Origin of the sequence: Salinicola sp. MH3R3-1 (assembly GCF_001937155.1) — a bacterium.
In the GTDB taxonomy this organism is placed as follows: domain Bacteria; phylum Pseudomonadota; class Gammaproteobacteria; order Pseudomonadales; family Halomonadaceae; genus Salinicola; species Salinicola halophyticus.
On the sequence record NZ_MSDP01000007.1, the window covers coordinates 100,360 to 125,799 of the forward strand.

Annotated in this window: 25 protein-coding genes; 16 read left to right on the plus strand and 9 right to left on the minus strand. The window is 61.6% G+C overall.

From position 1 onward, the window contains the following. Position 1: 1 nt before the first annotated feature. The 4 genes from rlmJ to rdgB form a co-directional block, all read right to left on the minus strand. A complete protein-coding gene (gene rlmJ / locus BTW08_RS05150) occupies positions 2-853 on the minus strand; it encodes a 23S rRNA (adenine(2030)-N(6))-methyltransferase RlmJ (protein WP_075561453.1) in 852 nt (283 codons plus the stop codon). Between the two features lie 110 nt (positions 854-963). Next, the gene (locus BTW08_RS19435; protein ID WP_075561615.1) at positions 964-1,644 is read right to left on the minus strand and encodes an OmpA family protein; all 681 of its coding nucleotides are present in this window, start codon (positions 1,642-1,644) and stop codon (positions 964-966) included. A 140-nt stretch (positions 1,645-1,784) separates the two neighbouring features. Further along, positions 1,785-2,960 (minus strand): radical SAM family heme chaperone HemW, encoded by a 1,176-nt coding sequence (gene hemW, locus BTW08_RS05160; protein WP_075561454.1) that lies wholly within the window; start codon positions 2,958-2,960, stop codon positions 1,785-1,787. Next, entirely contained in the window at positions 2,957-3,571 is a 615-nt protein-coding gene (rdgB, locus tag BTW08_RS05165; protein WP_075561455.1) for an RdgB/HAM1 family non-canonical purine NTP pyrophosphatase, read from the minus strand. The genes hemW and rdgB overlap by 4 nt, the downstream gene beginning before the upstream one ends. A 426-nt stretch (positions 3,572-3,997) precedes the next feature. Here rdgB and BTW08_RS05170 point away from each other — a divergent pair, with 426 nt between their 5' ends. Beyond that, the gene (locus tag BTW08_RS05170) at positions 3,998-4,675 is read left to right on the plus strand and encodes a LuxR C-terminal-related transcriptional regulator (RefSeq protein ID WP_075561456.1); all 678 of its coding nucleotides are present in this window, start codon (positions 3,998-4,000) and stop codon (positions 4,673-4,675) included. Between the two features lie 83 nt (positions 4,676-4,758). On the opposite strand, the gene BTW08_RS05175 is transcribed toward BTW08_RS05170, so the two are convergent. The 5 genes from BTW08_RS05175 to BTW08_RS05195 all read right to left on the minus strand — a co-directional run bounded on the left by BTW08_RS05175 (position 4,759) and on the right by BTW08_RS05195 (position 11,337). Next, entirely contained in the window at positions 4,759-6,321 is a 1,563-nt protein-coding gene (locus BTW08_RS05175; protein ID WP_075561457.1) for a bifunctional aminoglycoside phosphotransferase/ATP-binding protein, read from the minus strand. A gap of 31 nt (positions 6,322-6,352) precedes the next feature. Further along, entirely contained in the window at positions 6,353-7,642 is a 1,290-nt protein-coding gene (gene hemL / locus BTW08_RS05180) for a glutamate-1-semialdehyde 2,1-aminomutase (protein WP_075561458.1), read from the minus strand. A gap of 21 nt (positions 7,643-7,663) precedes the next feature. Then, positions 7,664-8,362, minus strand: a complete 699-nt coding sequence (gene thiE, locus BTW08_RS05185) for a thiamine phosphate synthase (protein WP_139313579.1) — start codon at positions 8,360-8,362, stop codon at positions 7,664-7,666. Positions 8,363-8,449: 87 nt separating this feature from the next. After that, positions 8,450-9,277: a hydroxymethylpyrimidine/phosphomethylpyrimidine kinase gene (locus BTW08_RS05190; protein WP_075561616.1), complete on the minus strand. Its 828-nt coding sequence runs from the start codon at positions 9,275-9,277 to the stop codon at positions 8,450-8,452. Positions 9,278-9,522: 245 nt separating this feature from the next. Continuing rightward, on the minus strand, positions 9,523-11,337 hold the full coding sequence (locus BTW08_RS05195) for a chloride channel protein (protein WP_083627694.1): 1,815 nt from the start codon (positions 11,335-11,337) through the stop codon (positions 9,523-9,525). Positions 11,338-11,589: 252 nt separating this feature from the next. Between BTW08_RS05195 and erpA the strand changes: the two genes are divergently transcribed. The 15 genes from erpA (at position 11,590) to atpG (ending at position 25,400) form a co-directional block, all read left to right on the plus strand. Further along, positions 11,590-11,943: an iron-sulfur cluster insertion protein ErpA gene (gene erpA, locus BTW08_RS05200; RefSeq protein ID WP_075561460.1), complete on the plus strand. Its 354-nt coding sequence runs from the start codon at positions 11,590-11,592 to the stop codon at positions 11,941-11,943. A gap of 249 nt (positions 11,944-12,192) precedes the next feature. Then, entirely contained in the window at positions 12,193-12,966 is a 774-nt protein-coding gene (locus tag BTW08_RS05205; protein WP_075561461.1) for a transporter substrate-binding domain-containing protein, read from the plus strand. 148 nt (positions 12,967-13,114) lie between these two features. Beyond that, positions 13,115-13,783 carry an amino acid ABC transporter permease gene (locus tag BTW08_RS05210; RefSeq protein WP_075561462.1) on the plus strand — a complete coding sequence of 223 codons (669 nt, stop codon included), beginning with the start codon at positions 13,115-13,117 and terminating at the stop codon, positions 13,781-13,783. After that, positions 13,780-14,571, plus strand: coding sequence for an amino acid ABC transporter ATP-binding protein (locus BTW08_RS05215; RefSeq protein WP_075561463.1), 792 nt, complete (start codon positions 13,780-13,782; stop codon positions 14,569-14,571). Before BTW08_RS05210 ends, BTW08_RS05215 begins: the two co-directional genes overlap by 4 nt. A 975-nt stretch (positions 14,572-15,546) precedes the next feature. Next, positions 15,547-17,442, plus strand: coding sequence for a tRNA uridine-5-carboxymethylaminomethyl(34) synthesis enzyme MnmG (gene mnmG, locus BTW08_RS05220; protein ID WP_075561464.1), 1,896 nt, complete (start codon positions 15,547-15,549; stop codon positions 17,440-17,442). Then, entirely contained in the window at positions 17,439-18,086 is a 648-nt protein-coding gene (gene rsmG, locus BTW08_RS05225) for a 16S rRNA (guanine(527)-N(7))-methyltransferase RsmG (RefSeq protein WP_075561465.1), read from the plus strand. The genes mnmG and rsmG overlap by 4 nt, the downstream gene beginning before the upstream one ends. A 114-nt stretch (positions 18,087-18,200) precedes the next feature. Then, positions 18,201-18,968, plus strand: a complete 768-nt coding sequence (locus BTW08_RS05230) for a ParA family protein (RefSeq protein WP_075561466.1) — start codon at positions 18,201-18,203, stop codon at positions 18,966-18,968. A gap of 28 nt (positions 18,969-18,996) precedes the next feature. Beyond that, positions 18,997-19,911 (plus strand): ParB/RepB/Spo0J family partition protein, encoded by a 915-nt coding sequence (locus tag BTW08_RS05235; protein ID WP_075561467.1) that lies wholly within the window; start codon positions 18,997-18,999, stop codon positions 19,909-19,911. 244 nt (positions 19,912-20,155) lie between these two features. Beyond that, positions 20,156-20,566: a F0F1 ATP synthase subunit I gene (locus tag BTW08_RS05240; RefSeq protein ID WP_075561468.1), complete on the plus strand. Its 411-nt coding sequence runs from the start codon at positions 20,156-20,158 to the stop codon at positions 20,564-20,566. A gap of 3 nt (positions 20,567-20,569) precedes the next feature. Continuing rightward, positions 20,570-21,436 (plus strand): F0F1 ATP synthase subunit A, encoded by an 867-nt coding sequence (gene atpB / locus BTW08_RS05245; protein ID WP_075561469.1) that lies wholly within the window; start codon positions 20,570-20,572, stop codon positions 21,434-21,436. Between the two features lie 86 nt (positions 21,437-21,522). After that, entirely contained in the window at positions 21,523-21,771 is a 249-nt protein-coding gene (gene atpE / locus BTW08_RS05250; protein ID WP_011508579.1) for a F0F1 ATP synthase subunit C, read from the plus strand. 71 nt (positions 21,772-21,842) lie between these two features. Then, positions 21,843-22,313: a F0F1 ATP synthase subunit B gene (locus BTW08_RS05255; RefSeq protein ID WP_075561470.1), complete on the plus strand. Its 471-nt coding sequence runs from the start codon at positions 21,843-21,845 to the stop codon at positions 22,311-22,313. 11 nt (positions 22,314-22,324) lie between these two features. Beyond that, positions 22,325-22,867 carry a F0F1 ATP synthase subunit delta gene (locus BTW08_RS05260; protein ID WP_075561471.1) on the plus strand — a complete coding sequence of 181 codons (543 nt, stop codon included), beginning with the start codon at positions 22,325-22,327 and terminating at the stop codon, positions 22,865-22,867. A 16-nt stretch (positions 22,868-22,883) separates the two neighbouring features. Further along, positions 22,884-24,428 carry a F0F1 ATP synthase subunit alpha gene (atpA, locus tag BTW08_RS05265; protein WP_075561472.1) on the plus strand — a complete coding sequence of 515 codons (1,545 nt, stop codon included), beginning with the start codon at positions 22,884-22,886 and terminating at the stop codon, positions 24,426-24,428. An 81-nt stretch (positions 24,429-24,509) separates the two neighbouring features. Continuing rightward, the gene (atpG, locus tag BTW08_RS05270) at positions 24,510-25,400 is read left to right on the plus strand and encodes a F0F1 ATP synthase subunit gamma (RefSeq protein ID WP_075561473.1); all 891 of its coding nucleotides are present in this window, start codon (positions 24,510-24,512) and stop codon (positions 25,398-25,400) included. Positions 25,401-25,440 lie beyond the last annotated feature (40 nt).

A 25,440-nucleotide genomic window follows, 5' to 3' on the forward strand; every position in this document is an offset into this window, starting at 1 on the left:
GTCACGCCTCGCCCGTCCACCATTCGCTATGGTGACTGGCGTCGTCCGCCAGCACCGGGGCCAGTTGGGAGAAGGCCGTGTCGAGGGTCTGATCGAGCTGCCAGGGCGGATTGAGCATCAACAACCCGCTGCCGTACATGCCGCGCTCGGCAGCGGGCTCGCGTAGCTGCAGTTCACTACGCCAGAGCTTGGGAATTCCTGCGTCGCGCAGCGTGGCCAGCATCGTCTGGTGGCGTCCGGCCGGCAGTAGCGGATACCACACCAGCACGACCGCGTGACGGACCTTGCGCACCAGCTGAATCAGCGTGGCGGCAACCTCGTCATATTCCTCTTTTCTCTCGTAGCTGGGATCGATCAGCACGCAAAGTCGTGGCGTGGAAACCGGAACCAGCTTCACCAACCCCTTGAGACCGTCGGCGTGACGGCGTTGCACCGCAGCATCCGCCGGCAATAGCTGATCCGTCAGATGACGATGCTCGCCCGGATGCAGCTCGAACAGGGTCAGCCGATCCTGGGATCGCAGCGTCGATCCCAGCCACCACGGCGAGCCGGGGTAGCGGCTCAACTCGGTGCCGGTCTGCAACGTCTCGAGCGCCGCCAGCCACTCGCCGATCGGCGATTCCACCGGGAAACCGCGGCGACGTTGCCAAAGCCGCTCGACGCCTTGACGGTATTCACCGAGCTTTTGCGTCTCCGCTGCCGCCAACGGATAGAGCCCTCGCCCGGCATGGGTATCGACGAAACTGATCGCCGACACCTTGTGCGTCAGCGCTGCCACGAGCTGGCGCAAACCCAGGTGTTTGTGCACATCGGCGAAGTTGCCGGCGTGGTAGGCGTGCTGATAGGCGAGCATGGGAATCCATCCAATCAAACGGGCGCAACCCGAAGGTTGCGCCCGGAATCGAGATCAAAGCGGCGATCGGCGAACCCGTGGCGGGCCTCGCGATCACGCCATCGATTGCCTCAGGACTGCTGCGTCGGCGTCAGGGTAATCTCGACGCGACGATTCTGCGAGCGACCGGCGTCGGTATCGTTACTGGCGACCGGGTTCGTCTCGCCGTAGCCGACCGCGTTGATGCGCCCGGACTCGACGCCGCCCTGCTCGAGGTAGGTCGCCACCGATTGCGCACGGCGCTCGGAGAGCTTCTGGTTGTAGCTGTCGGAGCCGGTGCTGTCGGTATAACCGCCGACATTGATACGGGTCTCCGGATAGGCGCGCAGCACCGCATTGACGTCGTTGAGCGCCTGACGTGCCGGCGTCTTCAGATCACTGGCATCGACGTCGAAGGTCACGCTGCTCGGCATGTTGAGGATCAGATTGTTGCCGTCGCGCTCGACGCCGATGTCCGTGCCATCGAGGCGGTTGCGCAGCTCTTTCTCCTGCGAATCCATGTAGGCGCCGATCCCGCCACCAGCGGCCGCGCCGGCGGCCGCGCCGATCAACGCGCGATCCCGGGTACTACTGCCGCCATCACCGGTCAACGCGCCGACAACAGCGCCAGCAACGGCACCGATTCCCGCCCCGCTCCAGGTCTTGGTGTTGCCACCACCTTGCTGCTGCTGATTATCGGCACCGCTGGAAGCACAGCCGGTCACGCCGACCGCCATAGCAACCGGAATGGACAACCAGAACGTCTTCTTCATCATCTTCATGCCTAAAGGCTCCTTGCTGGCGACTCGTCACGCCCGCCGCTATCGACGGCAACGCGACGATGGATCCGTTACTACCCGGCTGTCATTCGAGAGTCGAAAGGCTTCGTCTAACGCTCGTCATCGAACTTTCTTCATCGAACTTTTTCGTCGAACAGCGCGAGCAAGTCATTCAAGAATAACAGGCCTTGCGGGGTCGCTTGCAGTCGCGATGGCGACTCCCCCAACAGCCCCTTGCGGCGTGCCGCCTCCAACCGCGGCGTCAGTTCAGACAACGCTCGGCCGGTATGGTTTTGCCAATCGTCGGCATTCACGCCTTCGACCAGACGCAGCGCGTTCATCAGGAATTCCAGCGGCAATGCGCAGGCGTCCACCGGCTGACCACCGGCCACGAAGCCGCGGGGATCATTCAGACGACGCAGGTAGGCTTCGGGCTGACGTGTTTTCCAGCGCCGCTCGATACGCCACTGCCCTGTCGAATCGATGAAAGAGAGCTTGCCATGGGCGCCGGCGCCGATGCCGAGATAGTCGCCGAAGCGCCAGTAGTTGAGATTATGTCGCGCCTGCCGGTCGGGCCGGGCGTAGGCGGAAATTTCGTAGCGCGTCAGCCCCGCGGATTCGATCAGCGCATGGCCGGCGTCCTGGATATCCCATAGCCGTTCTTCATCGGGCAGCGCTGGCGGATGGGAGAAGAATTCGGTGTTCGGTTCCAGTGTCAGCTGATACCACGACAGATGCGTGGGCTCCAGGACCAGGGCCTGTTCGATGTCCCCCAGCGCCGTCTCGAGCGTCTGCCCGGGCAAACCGTGCATCAGGTCCAGATTGACGTTGTCGAAACCGGCGTCACGGGCGCTGCGCATGGCGCGCACCGCCTCTTCGCCACTGTGGATCCGTCCCAGCGCCGCGAGCTGATCCGCCGCGAAGCTCTGCACGCCGATGGATAGCCGGTTGATACCGGCTCGGCGATAGCCCTCGAAGCGGGCCTGCTCCACCGTTCCCGGATTGGCTTCCAGGGTGATCTCGATGTCGGCGGCGAACGTCAGCCGCTGACGCAACCCGTCGAACAGACGTTGATACGCTGCGGCGGAAAACAGGCTCGGCGTGCCGCCGCCGATGAAAATGGAGACGATCTCCCGCCCCTGAACCGCCTCCAGATCATGGTCGAGATCGGCCAGCAACGCCTCGACATAGCGGGTTTCCGGCAGTTCGGCACCACGTCCCACACCGTGCGAGTTGAAATCGCAGTAGGGGCATTTGCGCACGCACCAGGGCACGTGGATGTACAGTGCCAGCGGCGGTAAAGCCCTCATTGATTGAACTGCTCCATCAGCGTCTGCAGCGCACGCCCGCGGTGGCTCAAGCGATTTTTCTCGTCGCCGCTGAGCTCGGCCACGCTCATGCCGCATTCGGGAATCCAGAACAGCGGATCGTAACCGAAACCCCCGCTGCCGCGAGGATAGGCCAGGATGTCGCCTTTCCAGTCGGACTGGACGATCAGTGGCACCGGATCATCGGCATGACGCAGGTAAACCAGCACACACCAGTAACGCGCCGTGCGCTCGCCTTCAGCGACATCCTTGAGTGCGGCCAGCAGCTTGGCATTGTTGGCCTTGTCCTGGGATTCGCCACCTTCGGCCACCCCGGCATAACGCGCCGAGTAGATACCCGGAGCGCCCGACAGCGCATCGACTGCCAGCCCCGAGTCATCGGCCAGCGCCGGTAACCCGCTGGCGCGTGAAGCGGCGCGGGCCTTGAGGATGGCGTTCTCGACGAAGGTCAGCCCTGTCTCTTCGACGCCACTCACGCCGAAATCCGACTGAGGCTGCACGTTCAGACCCAGCGGGCCCAGAAGCTGCTGAAATTCAGCCAGTTTTCCAGGATTGCCACTGGCAATGACCAGATTTTCGCTATCCACACTCATGACGGTTTCCTGACAAAAAGCCCATTCTACGGGCCACGGCGGTTGGGGCAAGCGACCCGCTTCATGGCTCATGAAGTTGCCACTATCGACTGGGGTGAGAAAAGTCATTGCTTTGACTAACCAATATCCCTGCCAAAGATGCAAGGAAGCGTGCTTTTTCTCGCAAAGAAAACGGTGTTCTTTGAGTTTACATTGTAATTTTTCACGCAACAAACTGATTGATAATGACTTTTTTAGAACATTATCGTTATCTTAATTATTTACAGTCTGTCACTTCGTAGAAAACTAGATGCAGTATATTTACAACGGATGGGTTTTATTCACATTATTGAGCTCCCAAAAACACGGGATGCGGTAGGTTTTTCAGCTAGGGGTTGCAACGAAAAAATTAAAACACTAATTAAAATCCTTCGAAGGGATCAGACCATGAACACCGAAAATACCGATATCGTACTTGTTACAGATTGTAACTCACAATCCGTCCTCTTTCTGGACTACATCCATCAGAAAACCGGGTGTCGAGTCTCGGCACTCAGTCCTCAGGAGCGGTTTCCCCTGGCAGAGGGACGCCGAGCTCTCGTACTTCTGGATGGAGACCATGTTCAGGAAAAGGACCTGCTGGCGTGGAACACGCGGGCAGAAGAGAGTGACGCGATCATTCTCTCCGCGTTCAACGTTCGCGATAACAAGCAGGTCATGGAGCTGTTGATCGGCATCCATCTTCGCGGGGTCTTCTACCGCCAGGACAACCTGGAGCTGATCTGCAAAGGAATCGTCCAGTTACTGGGGGGCGAGCTGTGGATATCCCGTCCGCTTTCCGCCATGTTGATCGACTTCTATCGTCGCCAGCAGGTCAATACCTATCGGCCGGTATGCGGCCTGACCCGACGTGAGCTGGAGATCGTCACGCTGCTGGTATCGGGCGCCAGCAATACCGAAATCGCGGAAAAGCTGTTCGTGAGCGAGCATACGGTCAAGTCGCATCTCTACAACCTGTTTCGCAAGATCAACGTCCACAACCGCATCCAGGCCACCAACTGGGCCCGCCAGAACCTGGGCACGATTCCGGTGATGGCCTCGCGCTACGCCAGCGGGCGTCGCTGAAAGCCCCTGACCCTCGTACGTCGCCCTCAGTCGTACCTGATTCCCCCGGAAAGCCATAGTCCAGCGGCTTTCCCGGGGATTTTTCAGTTCAGCCGCATGCGCTCCTGAATCAACGAGGCCAGCGTCAGGTTGGCGTCGGGCGCCGTCGTATCGAGGTGGACCAGATGGGTCGTCTCGTTGCTGGCAAATGACTCGAAGCGCTGCAACTGCTGCTCCAGAATCGAAAGACTCTTCTCCGACGATTCCCCGCTACGTCTGGCACGCTTGACGATACGCGCTCTGAGCGTGGCCTGATCGGCTTCGAAACTGACGATCAGAACCGGTAGCCCGCGCTTTTCGGCCTCGAATCGAAGCCGTTTGCGCTGCTCCAGCAGCAGGCAGGTGGCATCGATACACGCCGGCAGCCCTGCTTCGAGTACCATGCCCGTGAGTTCGGCAAGACGACGGTAGGTCTGGTCGGTGGTTTCCTCGCTGTAGACCTCGGCGGCATCGGCCGGTGCCGACGTGAAATCGAACAGCCGCTTACGCTCGACATCGGAACGAATCCGCACACCACCCAGACGCCGCACGATCTCTTCGGTGAAACGGCTTTTTCCGCTGCCGGAGACACCGACCGCCAGAATCAGGTAGGGAAAGCGAAACTCGCTGTACGCCTGCGCCATGGTCAAATAGCGACGGAACACGTCGATCGGCTCGCCCGCCGGCAGGTCGTCGATGATACCGGCATCGTGATCGCGCACCAGTTCGATCCGTGCCCGCAATAGCGCTCGGTGGCGCTTGTAGAAGTTGAGCAGGCGGACGACCTGATAATCCCCGGAGAGCTCGAGATAACGATTGAGCGCATAGTGCGCGAACTCAGTTTCGCCTCGGGCTTCCAGATCCATGATCAGGAAAGCGAGTTCGCAGGCAACGTCGCACCAGCGCAGGCGCTCGTTGAACTCGATTCCATTGAACAGGATCGCACGCCCTTCGAAGCGCACCGCGTTACCGAGATGGATATCGCCGTGGCTCGCGCGAATGAAACCGTTGCGCCGACGGGTCTCGAGAACCGGCTCGAGCCGAGCGAAACTCTCCAGGCTCAAGGTCTTGACCCGCTCGAGTTCGGCCAGATCCGCAGGCGATTCCAGCAACGACTCGATCAGTTCGAACTCCTCGACCAGCATCTGGCGAATATGCTCGGGAGAGCCGTAGGGGCTGTCGTCATCGACGCGATCGGCCGACTCATGCAGCGCGACGAGCTGATCGATCAGATCGTCGATCAACTCCGCCGACAGTTCGCCGCTGGCCTGTAGCGAACTGAGCAGATGGCGGCTGCTGAACTGGCGCATCTTGACCGCGTATTCGATCGGCGCGCTGTCGTCGTTGACCCGCGGCGCCGTCTCGGATCCCGAGATCGCCACGCTGCCGATATAGAGCGTCGGCGCCACGCGGCGATTCAGCGTGACTTCCTGCTCGCAAAGGCGACGCCGCTTCTCCAGCGTCGAAAAATCGAGGAAGCTGCCGTAATCCAGCGGCTTCTTGATCTTGTAGGCGTACTCGCCCGTCGATACCACCCAGGAGATGGGGGTTTCGAACACCTCGACAGCGCCAATCGGGTGATCGAAACCGTCACCCTCCTTGAGCGCCTGTATCAGCGTTCGGCTCATGCGTCGTCTCCCTGTCAGTCGCGTTCGTGTCTTATAGCTGACGCATGGCGGCGAAGGCACGTTCGCTGGCCATCAAGGTCGTCTGAATATCGTCGTGGGTGTGCGCGCTCGACATGAAACCGGCTTCGAACGCGGACGGTGCCAGGTAGACACCGGATTCCAGCATCCGGGTGAAGAAATCACGAAACGCCTGGGCATCACAGGCCATGGTCTGGCCGAAGTTGTCGACCCGCTGCTGGGCGGTGAAGAAGAGCCCGAACATGCCCCCGGCGCGCTGGGTAATCAATTCGATACCGGCATCGCGGGCCCGCGCCTCGAGTCCTTCGCACAGCGTCTCGACGCGCGTGGAAAGGGCCTCGTGGAAACCCGGCTGGCGCACTTTCTCGAGCAGCGTGATGCCGGCGGCCATGGCCAGCGGATTGCCGGACAGCGTACCGGCCTGATAGACCGGCCCCAGCGGTGAAATCTGTTCCATGATGTCGCGTCTGCCGCCAAAGGCGCCCACCGGCATGCCGCCGCCGACGATCTTGCCCAGGCAGGTCAGGTCCGGGGTGACGCCGTAGTGCGCCTGAGCGCCGCCCAGTGCCACGCGAAATCCGGTCATGACCTCGTCGAAGATCAGCACGCTGCCGTGACTGTTGCAGACCTCGCGCAGCGCCTCCAGAAAACCGGGCTGCGGCGGAATGCAGTTCATGTTGCCGGCCACGGGCTCGACGATGATGCAGGCGATCTGCTCGCCCATGGCTTCGAAGCACTCGTGCACCGCTTCGATGTCGTTATAGGCCAGCGTAATGGTGTGTTCGGCGAGCGAAGCCGGCACGCCGGGCGAACTGGGCTCGCCATGGGTCAGTGCGCCGGAACCCGCCTTGACCAGCAACGAATCCGAATGCCCGTGATAGTTGCCCTCGAATTTGACGATCTTGTCGCGGCCGGTATAGCCCCGGGCCAAACGGATCGCCGACATCGTCGCCTCGGTGCCGGAATTGACCATCCGCACCATATCGATGGAGGGAATGATCTCGCAGATCAGATCGGCCATGGTGGTCTCGATCGCCGTCGGCGTGCCGAAGGAGAGCCCACTATCCAGCCTTTCGCGGACCGCGTTCAATACCTCCGGATCGGCATGTCCGGTGATCATTGGGCCCCATGAGCCTACGTAATCGATATAACGCTTGCCTTCGACGTCGAACAGATAGGCGCCCTGGGCGCGTTCGACGAAGACCGGCGGCTGCGACATGCCCTTGAAGGCACGTACCGGAGAATTGACGCCGCCGGGAATGTGCCGGCAGGCGCGTTCGAACAGTTCGGCGGATGTCGTCATGGTGTTCTCTCCAGCAAAGTTCTACTGCCATCGATCGATGACAGGTTTTCCATCGATGGCGGAATTCGACAAAGCCATCTCGGCGAGACGGGCATTGAGTTCGCCCACCGCTCGGCCGACGTCCGGCTGGCCGAAGATCGCATGGACAACCGCCAGCATCTCGGCGCCCGCCGCTCGGGCCTGGCCGGCGGTGTCGACATCGATTCCGCCGATCGCCACCCGGGGCAACCCGAGGGATTCGGCCTCGGCAAGAATCGACAGCGGTGCCGATGCGGCCCCAGGCTTGGTGCGCGAGGCGAAAAAGCGCCCGAACGCCAGATAGCTGGCGCCGGCCTCGGCGGCCGCACGCGCCAGTGCCACCGAGTCGTGGCAGGTCGCGCCGATGATCGCGTCACGTCCCAGGCGCTCTCTGGCAGAAGCGACCGATACGTCCTCCTGACCCAGGTGTAGCCCGATGATAGTGCCCCAACGTTGTTGCAGGCGTAGCGCCAGTTCGAGATCGTCGTTGACGATCAAGGGTACGCCATGGCGTTCGCAGAGTGCGGCCAGGGCGTCGCCCTGGCGTCGGCGACGAGCGCCATCCGCGGACTTGTCGCGATATTGCAACAGTACGAGCCCCGCTTCCAGTGCCGATTCGCAGGCATCCAGCAGGGTTCTGTCATCCGGCAGCAATCGGCTATCGGTGATCGCGTAAAGCCCCTTGTTCATAAACCCGTGCATAACTCTTGAATAAACCTTGCATGAAGCCTGGTTCGACCCTCCCAGACAGCGCGTTCGGGACGGTCGAGACCGGCGGCATCGAGATCATCATTCCAGCGTGGCATCGAAGTCGGGCGCACGCCAGACCCGGTCAGGCAGATACTGGCCCTGCCCCAGCGCCAAGCCGTTATCCAGCGTATCCCAGGTGAAGCGTTGAGCCTGAGCGCAGGCTGCGGCCAATCCTTCCCCGGCGGCCAGACGGGTCGCCAACGCCGAGGCCAGGGTACAGCCAGAGCCATGATAATGAGCGGGCAGCCGTGGCCATTGCCACTGCCGATTGAGTTCCGGCGTGTGCAGAGTATGCACCACATTGCCTGCGGCCGACTCGCCATCCAGCGGATCCGTGCCGGTCACCAGCACGGCCGCGCAGCCCAGCGACATTATCTCCACCACCCGGGCCACGTCGTCTCCTCCGATAGCAAAAGTCAGACGTGCCAGCTCGTGTCGATTGGGGGTCAAGATATCCACAAGGGGTAACAGTCGGCGACGAATCGGCTCGATCAAATCGACTGTGGATAACTCGGAGCCGTCACCGCCACGAATGACCGGATCGACGATCAACGGCGTACCGGGGCTCATACGGGCGACGTCGATCACCGCCTCCAGCACCTCGAGATTGGGGATCACGCCGACCTTGATGGCCGCGATACGAAAATCGTCGAACAGCGCGCGCGCCGCACGACGAATGTAATCTCCTCGACAGGGTTCGACGCTGATGACCTCGCGGGTCGATTGCACGGTCAACGCGGTGGGTATGGTCACCGGCCAGCCGCCGCAACCTCTCACGGCTTCGGCGTCCGCAACCAATCCGGCGCCGCCACTGGGATCGTGGCCCGCCAGAACCATCACCACGGGCTTGTCGGCATGACGGATCATGGCGCCCACCCCGGAAGTTTCGTCGCCATTCGGGATCGGGTGGCGAGGTAGCCGGTCACTTTTCGCATGGTTGCTCTCCTCGTCGATCGCTGCGGTGTGTTCGTTGCGCTATCCAGTGTGGTAGGCAAGTGTGGTCGGCAGCCCGGTCAGCAACGACACGGCTCGACCTCCGTGGGAGACGCTCGTTGCCGGTGCTTGTGCATAAGCGCCGGTACACAGGCGTCGGTGCTCACGAATAGGAGACGTCAGCGCTTACGTCGATAATAGTTCTCGATCGCCTCGCGAGTGATGATACCGGAAATCTTGCGAATCATCGGCGCCGTGGTGTGCTCCACGTAGAGCGCATCGAGCCCGGATTCGTTGAGCGTGTCGTAGGCCTCGGACAGCGTCGCTTCCAGATGCACCGGCGCCAAATCGAGACGCTGTCCGGGAACTTCCTCGAGATCGATCTGGGCATGCTCCGCGAGCCATGCCTCGTCATGCAGTACCCGCGCCAGGTGAGCGGCCTTCATCGCCAGTGGCGGCTTGTCCTTACCCTCCTGGATGATCACCAGCCAGGTCGGTTTGGAATCGAGCAGCGCCTTGGCCCGATCATGGTCGATGACCCGCGGCGTGCGCACCAGATTGCGCTCCATCACTGCCGGCACCGCGACCCGTGACAATGCCTGCATCAGCGGCTGCTGCAACGGGTGAAGCCCCTGCTGAGTCAGGCTGGAGAGGAAGAATCCCTGGCAGCGGCAGAGCTGGCGAGCGGTGAGCACCGCGACTACCACCGCCAGCATGCCCGGCAGCATGATCGCCGAATTGCGGGTCAGCTCCAGCAGCGCCAGCAGGGCGGCCAACGGCGCCTGCAGCGCCGCACCCATCATCGCCGCCATGCCGAGTACAGCGTACAGATCCGGCGTCGTGACCACGCTCGGCAGCAGCGTCCCGCCGAGCATGCCCATCACCGCGCCCACGGCGGCGCCGGAAACCAGCATCGGCCCGATCACGCCCACCGGCACACCACCCGCCATGCAGAGTCCGGTCAGCGCCAGCTTGACCACCGCCAGCACCAGCAGCACGTCCAGCGCCATCGGCCCGTTGAGCATCTGCTCCAGGCTGTCGTAGCCGATCCCCTGGACCTGGGGATACCACCAGGCGACGGCGCCTGTAAGCAGCCCGATGATCGCCAGACGCAGGGCAAAAGGCAGGCGGCTGATCGAAGGATGCCCCTGGGCCAAGCGCACGAAACCGCCGGCGAGCAGACCCACCACCAGGGCGGTCAGCACGATCCAGGGCAGATCCAGCAGCGAATTGAGCTGAAGTGGCGGTACGCTGAAGGCCGGCTCGGCCCCGTAGACCGCCCAGGAGACCAGCGCCCCCATGGTGGCGGCGAGGATCACCGGCATGAAGCCGGCGATGGTGTACTCCATCATCACCACTTCCATGGCAAAGATGACCCCGGCGATCGGGGTATTGAACGAGGCGGAAATCCCGGCCGCGGTGCCGCAAGCCACCAGTACCCGCAGGCTGTTGTGGGGCAGACGCAGACGCGAGCCGATCCAGCTCGACGCCGCCGAGCCGAGATGGATCGCCGGCCCTTCACGACCGGCCGAGAGTCCACCGATCACCGAAATCACCCCGACCCACCACTGATTGATCCAGTTGCGCAGCGGCATCTTGCCCTGATGATAGGCGAGACGCTCGATGACGTGGCCGATCCCCATCTTCAGCGCGCGACTGGGTTGCGGCCATAGCCACGCCCCGATCAGGGCAACGGCGACCAGCGGCAGACCGGCACGAAACAGCGGCGACAGGGTCTCGAACGCTTCCGGGTCGTCACCGGGGATGAAAAACAGCGCGCCGAATTCCAGCAGCAACCGGAAAACGACCATCACGGTTCCGGTCAGGATGCCGGCAAGAATGCCCAGCAGGCAGAGCTGCGGCATGGCATCGACGCTCGCCAGCTGGCGTCGAAATCGTTCGAGGCTGAGACGTCTGGGGATAAACCGCGGCACGCGTGGCAAAGCGTCCTCCTTGCCCGATCCAAAGCGCTCGTCCAGCCGGGCGATAGCCATGCAGCCCGATACCTGTGCGAGCCACCGGCGACACCGTCCAAGCGGTTGACGAGACAGACATCATACACTGATCCGTAGACACTGATCCGTGACGGCCGCTGGCAGACTCGCGCCGGCCTCGCCAAGGCTAAAGTTGACCCTTTTACTCGGTATTACCGATAATGGACTTCAACGAGGCGGTTTTCACCGCCCATGCCATTTTCGCTAGACCGGCCACTTCGATCGACGGCCGGCACGCACGGGAGCGTGACAATGAGCACAGTGGAGTCTTTCGCTCCGACCCCGATGTTCTTCACCAATGCCGCCGCTACGCGGGTCAAGGCGTTGATTGCCGAAGAGAACAACTCAAGCCTCAAGCTGCGGGTCTATGTCACCGGCGGCGGCTGTTCGGGATTCCAGTACGGCTTCGATCTCGGCGACCAGACCGCCGAGGATGACACCGTGATCGACAACGACGGCGTCAGCCTGGTGGTGGATTCGCTCTCCTACCAGTATCTGGTCGGCTCGACGGTGGATTTCGAGGAAGGCTTGGCCGGGGCCCGTTTCATCATCAAGAACCCCAATGCCCAATCCACCTGTGGCTGCGGCGCCTCGTTCTCGGTCTAGGAACTGGGGCGGTAAACTAGGTTTTGAATCGAAAATTAGCCGAGCGACGAGCAGACAAGGCAAAAACTGAGGAAATAGCGGAGTTTACGCGGTGAGTATTTTGACCGGGCAGGAGCTCCAGTCAGTTTTTAACGCAGTATGGTCGAGCGCAGGCATTTTCGAGCAAAACCTAGGTCGACTTGACGTTCAGTAACAAGATTCCTCAAGGTAGTCGTCGATTGCCCTAATCGATAAAGACGTGAGGAAACCATGAAAAACAACACATCCCTGAGCTACTGGCTCGCCATCCCCGCCCTCGCCCTGTCGCTGGGTGCCTCCAGCCTGGCCAATGCGCAGGACACCACGCTCAAGGCCGTCACCGACCCCAGCTTCGTCCCGTTCGAGATGATGGATCAGGACAGTGGCGAGATGGTCGGCTTCGATATGGACATCCTGCACGAGATCGCCGACCGCGCCGGCTTCAAGGTCGATCTCAATACCATGGATTTCAACGGCATCATCCCCGCGGTGCAGACCGGCAACGTCGATCTGGCGATCGCCGGCATCACCATCACCGACGAACGCCAGCAGATCGTCGATTTCAGCGACCCCTACTACGACTCCGGCCTGCGCATTCTGGTCTCCGACGACAGCGACGTGGGATCCCTCGACGATCTGGAAGGCAAGCGCATCGCGACCAAGATCGGCTCCACCAGCTATGACTACCTGCAGGAGAAGCTGGGCGACGATGCCGAGATCACGCCCTATCCGGGCAGCTCCGACATGTACATGGCACTGATGGGCGGCAGCGCGGACGCGGTTTTCTACGACGCGCCCAACGTCGGCTACTTCGCCCAGACCAAAGGCAAGGACAAGGTCAAGACCGTCGGCCCGCTGTATGAAGGCCAGCAGTACGGCATCGCCTTTGCCAAGGACAGCCAGTGGGTAGAGCCTGCCAACAAGGCGCTGAAGGCCATGCATGACGACGGCACCTACGACGAAATCCACAAGAAATGGTTCGGCGAAGCGGCTGACGCCAAATGACCGACCACGTCTGATCGAGGCCGGCGCTCTCGCGCCGGCCTCGATGTTTGCGGATACCGTGACTGTCCGTTCTTGAAGACGGCAGTTCAGGAAGACCTCATCGCATGGCGGTGAGGTCTTTTGCTCGCGTTGCCAACGGAGACACCCCGTGGAGTTCAACTTCCAGTTCGACTGGCAGGCGGCGATCGATTCGCTGCCTTTCCTGCTCAAGGGTCTGCCCTACACCCTGCTCATCTCTTTCGTCGGCCTGGCCATCGGCTTCGTGGTCGGCATCGTTTTCGGCCTGATGCGGATCGGGCCCACTCGCTGGCTGCGAATTCCCGCCGTGGTCTATATCGAGGTTTTCCGCGGCACGCCGGTGCTGGTCCAGGTGCTATTCATCTTCTACGGCCTGCCCACGCTGCTGGGTGGCCCGATCAACGCGCTGACGGCGGGTATCGCCGCTATCGCCCTCAACGCCGGCGCCTATATCTCGGAGATCGTCCGTGGCGGCGTGCAGTCGATCGAACGCGGCCAACGCGAAGCCGGGCTGTCGCTGGGGCTGTCGCCGCCCCAGACCTTTCGCTACGTGATCTGGCCTCAGGCCCTGCGCCGGATGATTCCGGCGCTCGGCAATCAGGGCATCGTCAGCATCAAGGACACCTCGCTGTTCTCGGTGATCGGGGTCGGCGAGCTGGTCCGCCAGGGCCAGGTCTACATCGCCAATACCTTCACCGCGCTGGAGGTCTACTTCATGATCGCCCTGCTCTACCTGGCGATTACCCTGAGTCTGTCATTGGCTCTGAGTCTGCTCGAACGCAAGGGGTTGGTGGGATGAACGATCGCGTAAGCAACCAGGACACCGCTCAGACGGCCGAGGCATCGCCGATCGTGCGTCTCGACAAGGTCAACAAGCACTTCGGTAGCCTGCACGTGATGCAGGAGATCGACCTCAGCGTGGCCCATGGCGAAGTCGTGGTCATCATCGGTGCCAGCGGCTCGGGGAAATCCACGCTGATTCGCTGCGTCAACGGACTCGAACCCTTCCAGTCCGGGCGCATCGAAGTCGATGGCAAGACCCTGATGCCCAACGGGGCCAGCGGCAAATCGCTGCAGGCCGTACGCACCGAGGTCGGGATGGTGTTCCAGCAGTTCAATCTGTTTCCGCACCTGTCGATCCGCGACAACGTCACGTTGGCACCACGCAAGGTCCGTGGCTGGACGCGCCAGCAGGCCGATGCCACCGCCGACAAGCTGCTCGAGCGGGTCGGCATTTCCGATCAGGCCGACAAGTATCCGACTCAGCTTTCGGGCGGTCAGCAGCAGCGCGTGGCGCTCGCCCGGGCGCTGGCAATGGAACCTCGGCTGATGCTGTTCGACGAGCCGACCTCGGCGCTGGACCCGGAGATGATCGGCGAGGTTCTCGACGCCATGCGCGAGCTGGTGAACGACGGCATGACCATGATGATCGTCACCCACGAGATGGGCTTTGCCCGGGAAGTCGCCGATCGCGTGGTGTTCGTGCACGAAGGCCGGATCGTTGAACAGGGCCCGCCCAATCAACTCTTCGACCAGCCGCAGCATGAGCGCACTCAGGCGTTTCTGGCGCGGGTGCTCAAGCACTAGTCGATAACCGGGTTGTGCGCGGCTTGAGGGCTCCCTTCAAGCCGCCTGCACGCTATCTGCTGCCCGGTGGATAGACTCTCCTGTCGAGTGCCGCGGAGACCTATTTCCAGACCGAGTCACGCTCGCTGTCTGCGCCGCTGCGCTCCTTGCCTCACTTCTCGCTCCCTTGTCCCCGCCACTTTTCTTCAGCGCTGTTTCCCATGTTGATCGCCCTTCCGTTTCATTGGCGGCTGTTTCGGACTCGAACCATTGGCGTTCGAATCGCCGTCTTTCCTGCGGCTGTCTGACTCGTCGTTGATCATCGATTTTGCCGATTCTGAACCGTCCGGCCGAACCCGCGACGTTTATTCCCGCTTGTCGGCATCAAAAAATCCGCCCGGAAAGATCGAAATTTGTCGTTTCAGGTTATCCAGACCGGCTTTTTTCGCCTGTGGATAATTTTTTTGCCGATCTTGCTGCAGCCCCGACTCACGCGAAGCTCGCGAACGATCGAGGGGGTGTTGACCACCGCGGTAACAGATAACGTATGCAGCGGTGGATAACAGGTGTGCAGTCCGGGCTGTGCACAAACAAGGCTTCTGTCCACAGGAATCAACGCCTCTGTCAGCAGCATGCCCCATGCTTGTCAAGCAATCGAATAACAATGCAAGTTCTCGTAATCTATAGAGTATTTCCACTTATCCACTGAAAATGTCCACACCATTAGTTACTACCACAACAGAACTTCTTTATATATTTCTCATTAATTAATAATGACTCTGTGAGTTAGCGACTCACCGTCAAATCGGGTGTGGAAAACCCCTGACGGTTACCCACAGGAGGTTTATACTGGGCGGCTTTCGTGGCCAACCGTTCTCGGCCACCATGAAAAGCGTCGCTGCGACGGCGCTGAACCTCGTCTTGGCGAGGTCTCGAGATCCATTTGCTGTCGGTGCCGATTCGATGCGTTCGCATCAGCACCTCGTGAGGTAAACCGTGGAGTATCCCGACCGTTTTCAGGTCATCGTGATCGGCGGTGGCCACGCCGGCACCGAAGCCGCACTCGCTGCGGCTCGCAGTGGTGTCCGTACCCTGCTGCTGACGCACAACATCGAGACGCTGGGCCAGATGTCCTGCAACCCCGCCATTGGCGGGATCGGCAAGAGCCATCTGGTCAAGGAGATCGACGCCTTGGGCGGCGCCATGGCGCAGGCCACCGACCTGGCCGGCATCCAATTTCGCGTGCTCAATTCCCGCAAGGGACCGGCAGTGCGAGCGACACGGGCTCAGGCCGATCGAGTCCGTTACAAGGCCGCCATCCGTGGAATGCTGGAAAACCAGCCCAATCTGACCCTGTTCCAGCAGGGCGTCGACGATCTGATCGTCGACAACGACAGCGTCGTCGGTGTCACGACCCAGACCGGCATTCGCTTCATGGCAGATACCGTGGTTTTATGTACCGGAACCTTCCTGGGTGGCGTGATCCACATCGGTCTGGATCATCATGCCGGCGGCAGGGCCGGAGATCCGCCGGCCAATGCGCTGGCTCAGCGGTTGCGAGCCCTGCCGTTCCGGGTCGATCGGCTGAAGACCGGTACCCCGCCGCGGATCGATGCCAAGAGCGTCGATTTTTCCAAACTCGAGCGTCAGCCAGGTGACACGCCGTTGCCGGTGATGTCGTATCTGGGCAGCCGCGATCAGCATCCGCGGCAGGTCGATTGCCATATCGGGCACACCAACGAACGCACCCACGAGATCATTTTCGCCAATCTCGACCGCTCGCCGATGTATTCCGGCGTGATCGAGGGCGTCGGGCCGCGTTACTGCCCGTCGATCGAGGACAAGGTTCATCGCTTCGCCGACAAGACCAGCCATCAGGTCTTCGTCGAACCCGAAGGGCTGGATACCCACGAGCTCTATCCCAACGGCATTTCCACGTCGCTGCCGTTCGATGTCCAGCTGCAGGTCGTGCGCTCGATCGTCGGAATGGAAAATGCCCATATCACGCGGCCCGGCTACGCCATCGAATACGACTTCTTCGATCCGCGCGATCTCAAGCATTCGCTGGAAACCAAATTTATCCACAACCTGTTCTTCGCCGGTCAGATCAACGGCACCACGGGTTACGAGGAAGCCGGCGCTCAGGGGCTGCTGGCCGGCATCAATGCCGCCAGACGTGTCCGGGGCGAATCGGCCTGGTGGCCACGCCGCGACGAGGCCTATCTGGGCGTGCTGGTCGACGACCTGATCACCATGGGCACGCAGGAGCCCTACCGGATGTTCACCTCGCGTGCCGAATATCGCCTGCTGCTGCGCGAGGACAACGCTGATCTGCGGCTCACCGCCATCGGCCGCGATCTGGGGCTGGTCGACGATCATCGCTGGTCGGCGTTCGAGACCAAGCGCGAGAAGATCGAGCAGGAGAGCGCACGACTGCGTTCGACCTGGATCCAGCCGAAGACCGAGGCCGGCGAGCGTGTGGCCGAAAAGCTCGGTCAGCCGCTGTCGCATGAGTACAGCCTGATGGAGCTGCTCAAGCGTCCCGAGCTCACCTACGCCGACGTGGCGTCGCTCAAGGGCGAGCCCGTCAGCGAGGAGCCGGTCGCCGAGCAGGTCCAGATCGAGGCCAAGTACGAGGGTTACATCGCGCGTCAGCAGGACGAGATCGATCGTCTGCGGCGCCATGAAGCCACCCCGCTGCCGGAATCGCTGGATTACGCCAGGGTCGAAGGTCTCTCCACCGAGATTCGCCAGAAATTCGAACAGACCCGACCGGAGACGCTGGGCCAGGCCGGCCGCATCTCGGGGGTCACGCCGGCCGCCGTGTCGATTCTGCTGATCCACCTCAAGAAGCGTCGTCTGATCGACGACAGCCGGGCATTGAGCGCATGACGCCAGTTTGTGAACGTCTGCTGGATGACGGTCTGGCGGCGCTGAACGTCGAAATCGAGAGCCCGCAGCGGCAACGATTGCTGTCGCTGCTCGCGCTGTTGCACAAGTGGAATCGCGCCTATAACCTCACCGCAGTGCGCTCGCCCGAGGCGATGGTCAGCCGCCATCTGCTGGACAGCGTCAGCGTGGCCTTTGCCGTGCGCGGACCCACCCTGCTGGACGTAGGGTCGGGACCGGGGTTCCCGGGTCTGGTGCTGGCGATCCTGAATCCCGAACTTCAGGTCACGCTGGTGGACAGCAACGGCAAAAAAGTCCGCTTTCAGCGCCAGGCAGTGATGGAGCTCGGGCTCGACAACGTCAGCTGCGAGCAGGTTCGGGTCGAATCTTTCGATGCGACCTTCGACCAGATCATCTCGCGTGCTTTCGCGGCGCTAGGCGATTTCGTCACGCTGACCGAGCCGCTGCTGGCCGAAGGCGGTGAATGGCTGGCAATGAAAGGGGGGCTCGAATCGCGTGAACTCGAATCGCTGCCGGCCCATGTCGCCATCCACGAACGGCTGGCGCTGACGGTGCCCGGTGTCGATGATGCCGAACGCCAGTTGCTCCGTCTCGGTCGAGTCGATGAGGCGGGCCGACGCTCGTAACGGCGTCAACGGGCCGTTTTGTTATGAAACGGCGGTGTCGTTCATGCCATGCCGGATACACGCTAGCGGATCGCTCGCGATCCACAGGATCAGCCTCGACGAAGGGAGTCGCCAGTGACCAGAATCATTGCCTTGACCAATCAGAAAGGCGGGGTGGGCAAGACCACCACCGCGGTCAATCTGGCGGCTTGCCTGGCGGCACTCGATCGCCGCGTGTTGCTGATCGATCTCGATCCGCAGGGCCATGCCACCATGGGCAGCGGCGTCGACAAGCATGATCTCGACGGCAGCGTGCTCGACGTGCTGCTCGGCGACAAGAGCGCCGCCGAGGTGATCGTCGACTGCGCCGTGGCCGGTTACGCGCTGTTGCCGGGCAACGGCGATCTGACCGCCGCCGAGGTCGATCTGCTCGATCGCGACGGTCGCGAACGGGTGCTGCAGAGCGCCATCGAGAGCGTGGCTGCGGATTACGACGTGGTGATGATCGACTGCCCGCCCTCGCTCAACATGCTGACGGTCAACGCCTTGACCGCCGCCCATGGCGTGCTGATTCCGGTTCAGTGCGAATTCTATGCGCTCGAAGGTCTCTCGGCGCTGCTCGATACCGTCGAGCAGATCCAGGAAAGTGTGAACCCCACCCTCGAGATATTCGGCATCGTGCGGACCATGTATGACCCGCGCAACAGCTTGACCCGAGACGTCAGCAAGCAGCTCGGCCAGTATTTCGGCGACTCCCTGCTCAAGACCACCATCCCGCGTAACGTCCGCGTGGCCGAAGCGCCCAGTCATGGCGTGCCGGTCACCAAGTACGCGCGCCTTTCGCGTGGCAGCCAGGCCCATCGTGTTCTGGCCAAGGAACTGATTCGGCGGTTGGTGCTGTAATGACGATGACTGCTGCGAGGAACACCCCATGACGACGCGCAAACGCCCGCTGGGCCGCGGCCTCGATGCCTTGATCGGCTCCAGTGCCCGTCGCCGCGATAGCCTGTCGCAGGAAGCCGACGCGAATATGCCGGCGCCAGCGCAGGTCTCGCCCGAATCACAAGGGATCGGCGAGCGTCTGGAGCGCCTGCCGTTGCGCCAGCTGACCCGCGGCAAATATCAGCCGCGACGCGATATCCAGCCTGAAGCGCTGGAGGAACTGGCCGATTCGATCCGGGCCCAGGGCGTAATGCAGCCGATCGTGGTGCGACAAATTGGCGCAGAGCGATACGAGATCATTGCCGGCGAAAGGCGCTGGCGGGCATCGCAGCTGGCCGAGGTCGAAACCATCCCCGCGGTCATTCGCGAGGTCAGCGACGAGGTCGCACTCGCCCTGGCGCTGATCGAGAATATCCAGCGTGAAAACCTCAATCCGGTCGAGGAGTCGATGGCGCTGAAACGCCTGCTCGACGAGTTCGAACTGACCCAGCAGCAGGTTGCCGATGCGGTAGGGCGCTCGCGGGCTCAGGTTGCCAATCTGCTGCGTCTACTGGCCCTCGATCCGCAGGTGCTGACGCTGCTGGAACGCGGCGATCTGGACATGGGGCACGCCCGTGCCCTGCTCAGCCTGCCGGCCGCCAAGCAGCGGCACGCGGCGCATGAGGTGGTGGCGCGCGAGCTCACCGTGCGCCAGACCGAAGCACTGGTCAAGCAGATCGCCAGCGGCCAGAAGAAGGCCGAAGACAAGCGCCCCCCGGCCGATGTCGGACGGCTCGAGAATCGTCTCGGCGACCTGCTGGGCGCGCCGGTCAAGATTCATCACAATTCGTCCGGCAAAGGGCGTGTCACGATTCGTTACACCAGCCTCGACGAGCTGGATGGCATACTCGAGCATATCCGCTGATCGGTCTGGCGGGTCGACAGCCGAAGCACGGACGCATCGACGAAAGTATTTAGCGCGTTAACGGGATTTGCGCACTTTTCGCGATCTTTTGCTCAGCAAGATGCCTCAGATCGGTGCAGGTTCGGTTGAAGCGGCATGATCGCTTCTCTATAATCCGGCGGGATTCGTCAGACTGACGCCGCATGGTGACATCGAACGTCGCAGCAGCGAATTCATCCCAGGAATCAACGGCGAGACCGAAGCCATGCAGCCAGCGGCACCGGCCAAGCTTGCAAGACCGCGAATCGCGGGGTTGATCCTGTTACAGTGCGGCGTGGTGATGGGGTTGGCCCTCATCGGCTGGGGTGTCTGGGGTCGCGGAACGGCATTTTCCGCCTTGACCGGTGGTCTCGTCGCTGCCATTCCCAACGCCTTCTTTGCCTGGTGTGCCTTTCGTTATCAGGGCCCGGCACAGGCAAGAAACATCGTCAAAAGCTTCTATCAAGCCGAGGCCGGCAAGTTCGGTTTGACGGCGGTACTGTTCACGCTGGCGTTCGTGGCCGTGCCCCCCTCAAACCCCGCTTTCTTCTTTGGCGCTTATGTAGTGACACTGCTGGTGCATTGGCTGGGCCCATGGCTGCTGCGCCGACCGTCACACATTCAATCTCGAGGCTGAACCATGGCTGGCAACAACATGACGAGTACGGAGTACATCCAGCACCACTTGCAGAACATGACCTATGGTCTGCATCCGGAAAACGGCTGGTCGATGGCTCACTCCGCCGCCGATGCCAAGGCGATGGGGTTCTGGGCCATACACGTCGATACCATGTTGTGGTCGATCGGCCTCGGGGTGCTGTTTCTGTGGCTGTTCCGCTCGGTGGCCAAGCGCGTCTCCACCGGTGTTCCCACCGGTCTGCAGAACTTCGTCGAGATGATGGTCGAATTCGTCGATGGCTCGGTACGCGAGACGTTCCATGGCAAGAGCCGATTGATCGCTCCGCTGTCGCTGACGATTTTCTGCTGGATTTTCCTGATGAACATCATGGACCTGGTGCCGGTGGATTTTCTGCCGATGCTGGCGCAGAAAATCGGCAGCTGGTTCGGTGCCGATCCGTCGCATGTCTATTTCAAGGTCGTCCCGACCACCGACATCAATGCCACGCTCGGTATGTCGCTGTCGGTCTTCGCACTCATCATCTTCTATTCCATTCGCTCCAAGGGACTGTCGGGTTTTATCGCCGAGTTGACGTTGCACCCCTTCAATACGTCCAATATTTTTGCCCAGATCCTGTTGATTCCGGTCAATTTACTGCTTGAACTCGTGACCTTGTTGGCCAAACCGGTTTCGCTGGCGTTACGACTGTTCGGTAACCTCTACGCCGGCGAACTGATCTTTATCCTGATAGCGATGGTCGGACTGTGGCAGCTGCCGCTGCACTTCCCGTGGGCCGTGTTCCACATCCTGATCATCACGCTGCAGGCCTTCATCTTCATGATGCTCACCATCGTCTATCTGAGCATGGCGACGGAAGAGCAGCATTGAGTAGCGTTCCCGTTAACCCCTGACCCCTGAAACTCAACTGAGCAAGACTCGACTGAGCAAGACTCGACTGAAAACTGGAGACAACCATGGAAGCACAAGTTCTGGGCATGACCGCGATTGCCGTTTCTCTGTTGATCGGCCTGGGTGCCCTTGGCACCGCGATCGGCTTCGGTATCCTCGGCGGCAAGTTTCTGGAAGGCGCCGCGCGCCAGCCGGAAATGATCCCGCAGCTGCAGGTCAAGATGTTCATCGTTGCGGGCCTGCTCGACGCCGTGACCATGATCGGCGTCGGTATCGCCCTGTTCTTCACCTTCGCCAATCCGTTTGTCGGTTAACGGCGCCGTTCGTGGCCCACGAGGCCTCCGGTGACCCTTAATCCCAAACCCGTGACGCGAGAGGTGCTGGCGTGAATCTGAACCTTACACTGATTGGTCAGGCCATAGCCTTTGCCGTCTTCGTCTGGTTCTGCATGAAGTATGTATGGCCGCCGGTCATGCAGGCCCTGCAGGAACGACAGAAGAAGATTGCCGATGGTCTGGATGCAGCCAGCCGTGCGACCCGTGATCTCGAACTGGCTCAGGAAAAAGCCGAAGAGACACTGCGGGAGAGCAAGGAGCAGGCGCAACAGATCCTCGAACAGGCCAACAAGCGATCCAATCAGATCGTCGAAGAAGCTCGCGAGACTGCGCGGGCCGAAGGTGAGCGCATCATTGCAGGCGCTCGCAGCGAAATCGATCAGGAGATCAATCGCGCGAAGGAAGAGCTGCGTGCCCAGGTATCGCTGCTGGCTGTGGCCGGCGCCGAGCGCATCCTGGAGTCCTCCATCGACGAAGCCAAGCATCGTGAGCTCGTCGACAAGCTCGCTGCCGAGCTCTAAGGAGGCGCACCATGGCTGAATCGTCTACCGTCGCTCGACCCTACGCCAAGGCGGCGTTCGAGTTCGCGCGCGATCAAAAGGCGCTCCAAGCGTGGTCCCAGAGTCTGTCACTGGTCGCCCAGGTGGCCGCTGACTCCGATGTCCGTGCACGCATTCTCGCCAACCCGCGGCTGACGGCCGACGACAAGACGCGTCTGCTGCTGGAAGTCTGCGGTGACGAACCCTTCGACGAGGGCGTGGGTAATTTCCTGCACCTCGTCGGCGAAAAGGGGCGTCTGGCTGCGTTGCCCGACATTTTCGAAGAGTTCGAGGCGCTGCGCGCCCGGCAAGAAAAGCGGGTCGATGTCACCATCGTCTCCGCCTTCGAGCTGGATGACGCGCAGCAGAACGTACTCGTCGAGGCTCTGAAGAAGCGCCTGAATCGTGAAATCTCCATTACCACTCAGGTGGACCGCGAGCTGCTAGGCGGCGTGATCCTGCGTACCGGAGACACCGTCATCGACGGTTCCGTGCGCGGTCGATTGCAACGTCTGCGCGAAGCGCTCACCGCTTGAGTTCGAGGGACATGGCATGCAGCAACTGAATCCTTCCGAGATCAGCGACATCATCAAACAGCGTATCGATAAGCTGGATGTCGCCTCCGAGGCCCGTAATCAGGGCACCGTCGTCAGCGTCGCTGACGGCATCGTTCGCATCCACGGCCTGGCCGACGCGATGCTGGGCGAAATGATCGAATTCCCCGGTGGCGTCTTCGGCATGGCGCTCAACCTCGAGCGCGACAGCGTCGGCGCCGTGGTGCTGGGCGACTACCTGGAGCTCGAAGAGGGCATGACCGCGCAGTGTACCGGTCGTATCCTCGAGGTTCCGGTCGGCCCGGAGCTGATCGGCCGCGTGGTCGATGCGCTGGGTAACCCGGTCGATGGCAAGGGTGACATCGACACCAAGATGACCGATGCGATCGAGAAGGTCGCGCCCGGCGTCATCACACGTCAGTCCGTCGACCAGCCGGTCCAGACCGGTCTCAAGTCGATCGATGCGATGGTGCCGATCGGTCGTGGCCAGCGTGAGCTGATCATCGGCGACCGCCAGATCGGTAAATCCGCGGTGGCGATCGATGCGATCATCAACCAGAAAGGTACGGGCATCACCTGTATCTACGTGGCGATCGGCCAGAAGCAGTCGACCATCGCCAACGTGGTGCGCAAGCTCGAACAGCACGGTGCCATGGAGCACACCATCGTGGTCGCCGCCGGCGCCGCCGATCCGGCTTCCATGCAGTATCTGGCACCGTACGCCGGCTGCACCATGGGCGAATACTTCCGTGACCGTGGCGAAGACGCGCTGATCGTCTATGACGATCTCTCCAAGCAGGCTGTCGCCTATCGTCAGATCTCGCTGCTGCTGCGTCGTCCGCCGGGTCGTGAAGCCTATCCGGGTGACGTGTTCTATCTCCACTCGCGTCTGCTCGAGCGTGCCGCGCGCGTCAACACCGATTACGTCGAGAAGTTCACCAACGGTGAAGTGAAAGGCAAGACCGGTTCGCTGACCGCACTGCCGATCATCGAGACCCAGGGCGGCGACGTCTCCGCGTTCGTTCCGACCAACGTGATCTCGATCACCGACGGTCAGATCTTTCTCGAGACGGGGTTGTTCAACTCCGGTATCCGTCCGGCGATCAACGCCGGTCTGTCGGTATCGCGCGTTGGCGGCTCGGCCCAGACCAAGATCATCAAGAAGCTGGGTGGCGGTGTCCGTCTGGCCCTCGCGCAGTATCGCGAGCTGGCGGCGTTCTCGCAGTTCGCTTCCGATCTCGACGAAGCGACCCGCAAGCAGCTCGAGCACGGTCAGCGTGTCACCGAACTGATGAAGCAGAAGCAGTACTCGCCACTGTCGGTGGCCGAGATGGGGGTGACGCTGTACGCCGCCAACGAAGGCTTCCTGGACGACGTCGCGGTCGACAAGGTGCTGGATTTCGAACGTGCGCTGCACGATTACATGAAGTCCGAGCATGCCGACCTGCTCGACAAGATCAACCAGAGCGGCGGCTACGACGACGAGATCCAGAAAGGTCTCAAGTCGGGTCTCGAGTCGTTCAAGTCCACTCAGACCTGGTAGGTGGCGCGACCCGCTCCATCGTGATGCGATGGCAGCGGGTCGTCTCGCCCGACTGAGCGGCATGAATCAGGGTGATCCGAGATGGCAGCTGGAAAAGAGATCAAATCCCAGATTGGGAGCATCAAGAACACGCAGAAAATCACCAGCGCCATGGAAATGGTCGCTGCGTCGAAAATGCGTCGGGCTCAGGAGCGCATGGCGGCCAGTCAGCCCTATGCGAAACTGATCCGCCGGGTGGTCGGCCACGTTGCCAAGGCCAACCCGGAATACCGTCACGACTATATGGTCGAGCGTGAGGTCAAGCGCGTCGGCTATATCGTCGTTTCCAGTGACCGCGGGCTCGCCGGCGGCTTGAACGTCAACATGTTCAAGGCGGTGGTCAAGCACGCGCGCGACTGGGACCAGAAGGGCGTCGGTGCCGACTTCGCGGCCATCGGCAGCAAGGCCGGCGGCTTCTTTCGCAAGCGCGGCGGCAATCTGCTGGCGGCGAAGAAAGGCCTCGGCGATGCGCCGGAAGCCCAGGACCTGGTCGGTAGCGTCAAGGTGATGCTCGATGCCTTCGATGAAGGCAGTCTGGATCGGCTCTACGTGGTGTACAACGAATTCGTCAACACCATGAGCCAGAAACCCGTCGTGCGTCAGCTGCTGCCCCTCGAGGCAGTCGAGGACGAAAGCGAAGGGGATGAACAACCCGGTCCCGGCGATACACAGAAAAGCTGGGACTACCTGTATGAGCCGGATGCCAAGACCCTGCTCGATCATCTGCTGGTTCGCTACGTCGAATCCCAGGTGTATCAGGCCGTGGTGGAGAACGCGGCTTGTGAGCAGGCCGCGCGCATGATCGCGATGAAGAACGCGACCGACAATGCCGGCGATCTGATTGACGATCTTCAACTGGTGTACAACAAGGCGCGTCAGGCGGCCATTACCCAGGAAATTTCGGAAATCGTCGGTGGTGCCGCGGCGGTATGACGACAGCGCCGCCCGCGTGGCGGCGGTCTCGAATACGGCT

Excerpts from the sequence above, each read along its gene's own strand:
- rlmJ (WP_075561453.1), bottom strand. The coding sequence starts at position 853 with ATGCTCGCCTATCAGCACGCCTACCACGCCGGCAACTTCGCCGATGTG.
- BTW08_RS19435 (WP_075561615.1), bottom strand. The coding sequence starts at position 1,644 with ATGAAGAAGACGTTCTGGTTGTCCATTCCGGTTGCTATGGCGGTCGGC.
- hemW (WP_075561454.1), bottom strand. The coding sequence starts at position 2,960 with ATGAGGGCTTTACCGCCGCTGGCACTGTACATCCACGTGCCCTGGTGC.
- rdgB (WP_075561455.1), bottom strand. The coding sequence starts at position 3,571 with ATGAGTGTGGATAGCGAAAATCTGGTCATTGCCAGTGGCAATCCTGGA.
- BTW08_RS05170 (WP_075561456.1), top strand. The coding sequence starts at position 3,998 with ATGAACACCGAAAATACCGATATCGTACTTGTTACAGATTGTAACTCA.
- BTW08_RS05175 (WP_075561457.1), bottom strand. The coding sequence starts at position 6,321 with ATGAGCCGAACGCTGATACAGGCGCTCAAGGAGGGTGACGGTTTCGAT.
- hemL (WP_075561458.1), bottom strand. The coding sequence starts at position 7,642 with ATGACGACATCCGCCGAACTGTTCGAACGCGCCTGCCGGCACATTCCC.
- thiE (WP_139313579.1), bottom strand. The coding sequence starts at position 8,362 with ATGCACGGGTTTATGAACAAGGGGCTTTACGCGATCACCGATAGCCGA.
- BTW08_RS05190 (WP_075561616.1), bottom strand. The coding sequence starts at position 9,277 with ATGATCCGTCATGCCGACAAGCCCGTGGTGATGGTTCTGGCGGGCCAC.
- BTW08_RS05195 (WP_083627694.1), bottom strand. The coding sequence starts at position 11,337 with ATGGCTATCGCCCGGCTGGACGAGCGCTTTGGATCGGGCAAGGAGGAC.
- erpA (WP_075561460.1), top strand. The coding sequence starts at position 11,590 with ATGAGCACAGTGGAGTCTTTCGCTCCGACCCCGATGTTCTTCACCAAT.
- BTW08_RS05205 (WP_075561461.1), top strand. The coding sequence starts at position 12,193 with ATGAAAAACAACACATCCCTGAGCTACTGGCTCGCCATCCCCGCCCTC.
- BTW08_RS05215 (WP_075561463.1), top strand. The coding sequence starts at position 13,780 with ATGAACGATCGCGTAAGCAACCAGGACACCGCTCAGACGGCCGAGGCA.
- rsmG (WP_075561465.1), top strand. The coding sequence starts at position 17,439 with ATGACGCCAGTTTGTGAACGTCTGCTGGATGACGGTCTGGCGGCGCTG.
- BTW08_RS05235 (WP_075561467.1), top strand. The coding sequence starts at position 18,997 with ATGACGACGCGCAAACGCCCGCTGGGCCGCGGCCTCGATGCCTTGATC.
- BTW08_RS05240 (WP_075561468.1), top strand. The coding sequence starts at position 20,156 with ATGCAGCCAGCGGCACCGGCCAAGCTTGCAAGACCGCGAATCGCGGGG.
- atpB (WP_075561469.1), top strand. The coding sequence starts at position 20,570 with ATGGCTGGCAACAACATGACGAGTACGGAGTACATCCAGCACCACTTG.
- atpE (WP_011508579.1), top strand. The coding sequence starts at position 21,523 with ATGGAAGCACAAGTTCTGGGCATGACCGCGATTGCCGTTTCTCTGTTG.
- BTW08_RS05260 (WP_075561471.1), top strand. The coding sequence starts at position 22,325 with ATGGCTGAATCGTCTACCGTCGCTCGACCCTACGCCAAGGCGGCGTTC.
- atpA (WP_075561472.1), top strand. The coding sequence starts at position 22,884 with ATGCAGCAACTGAATCCTTCCGAGATCAGCGACATCATCAAACAGCGT.
- atpG (WP_075561473.1), top strand. The coding sequence starts at position 24,510 with ATGGCAGCTGGAAAAGAGATCAAATCCCAGATTGGGAGCATCAAGAAC.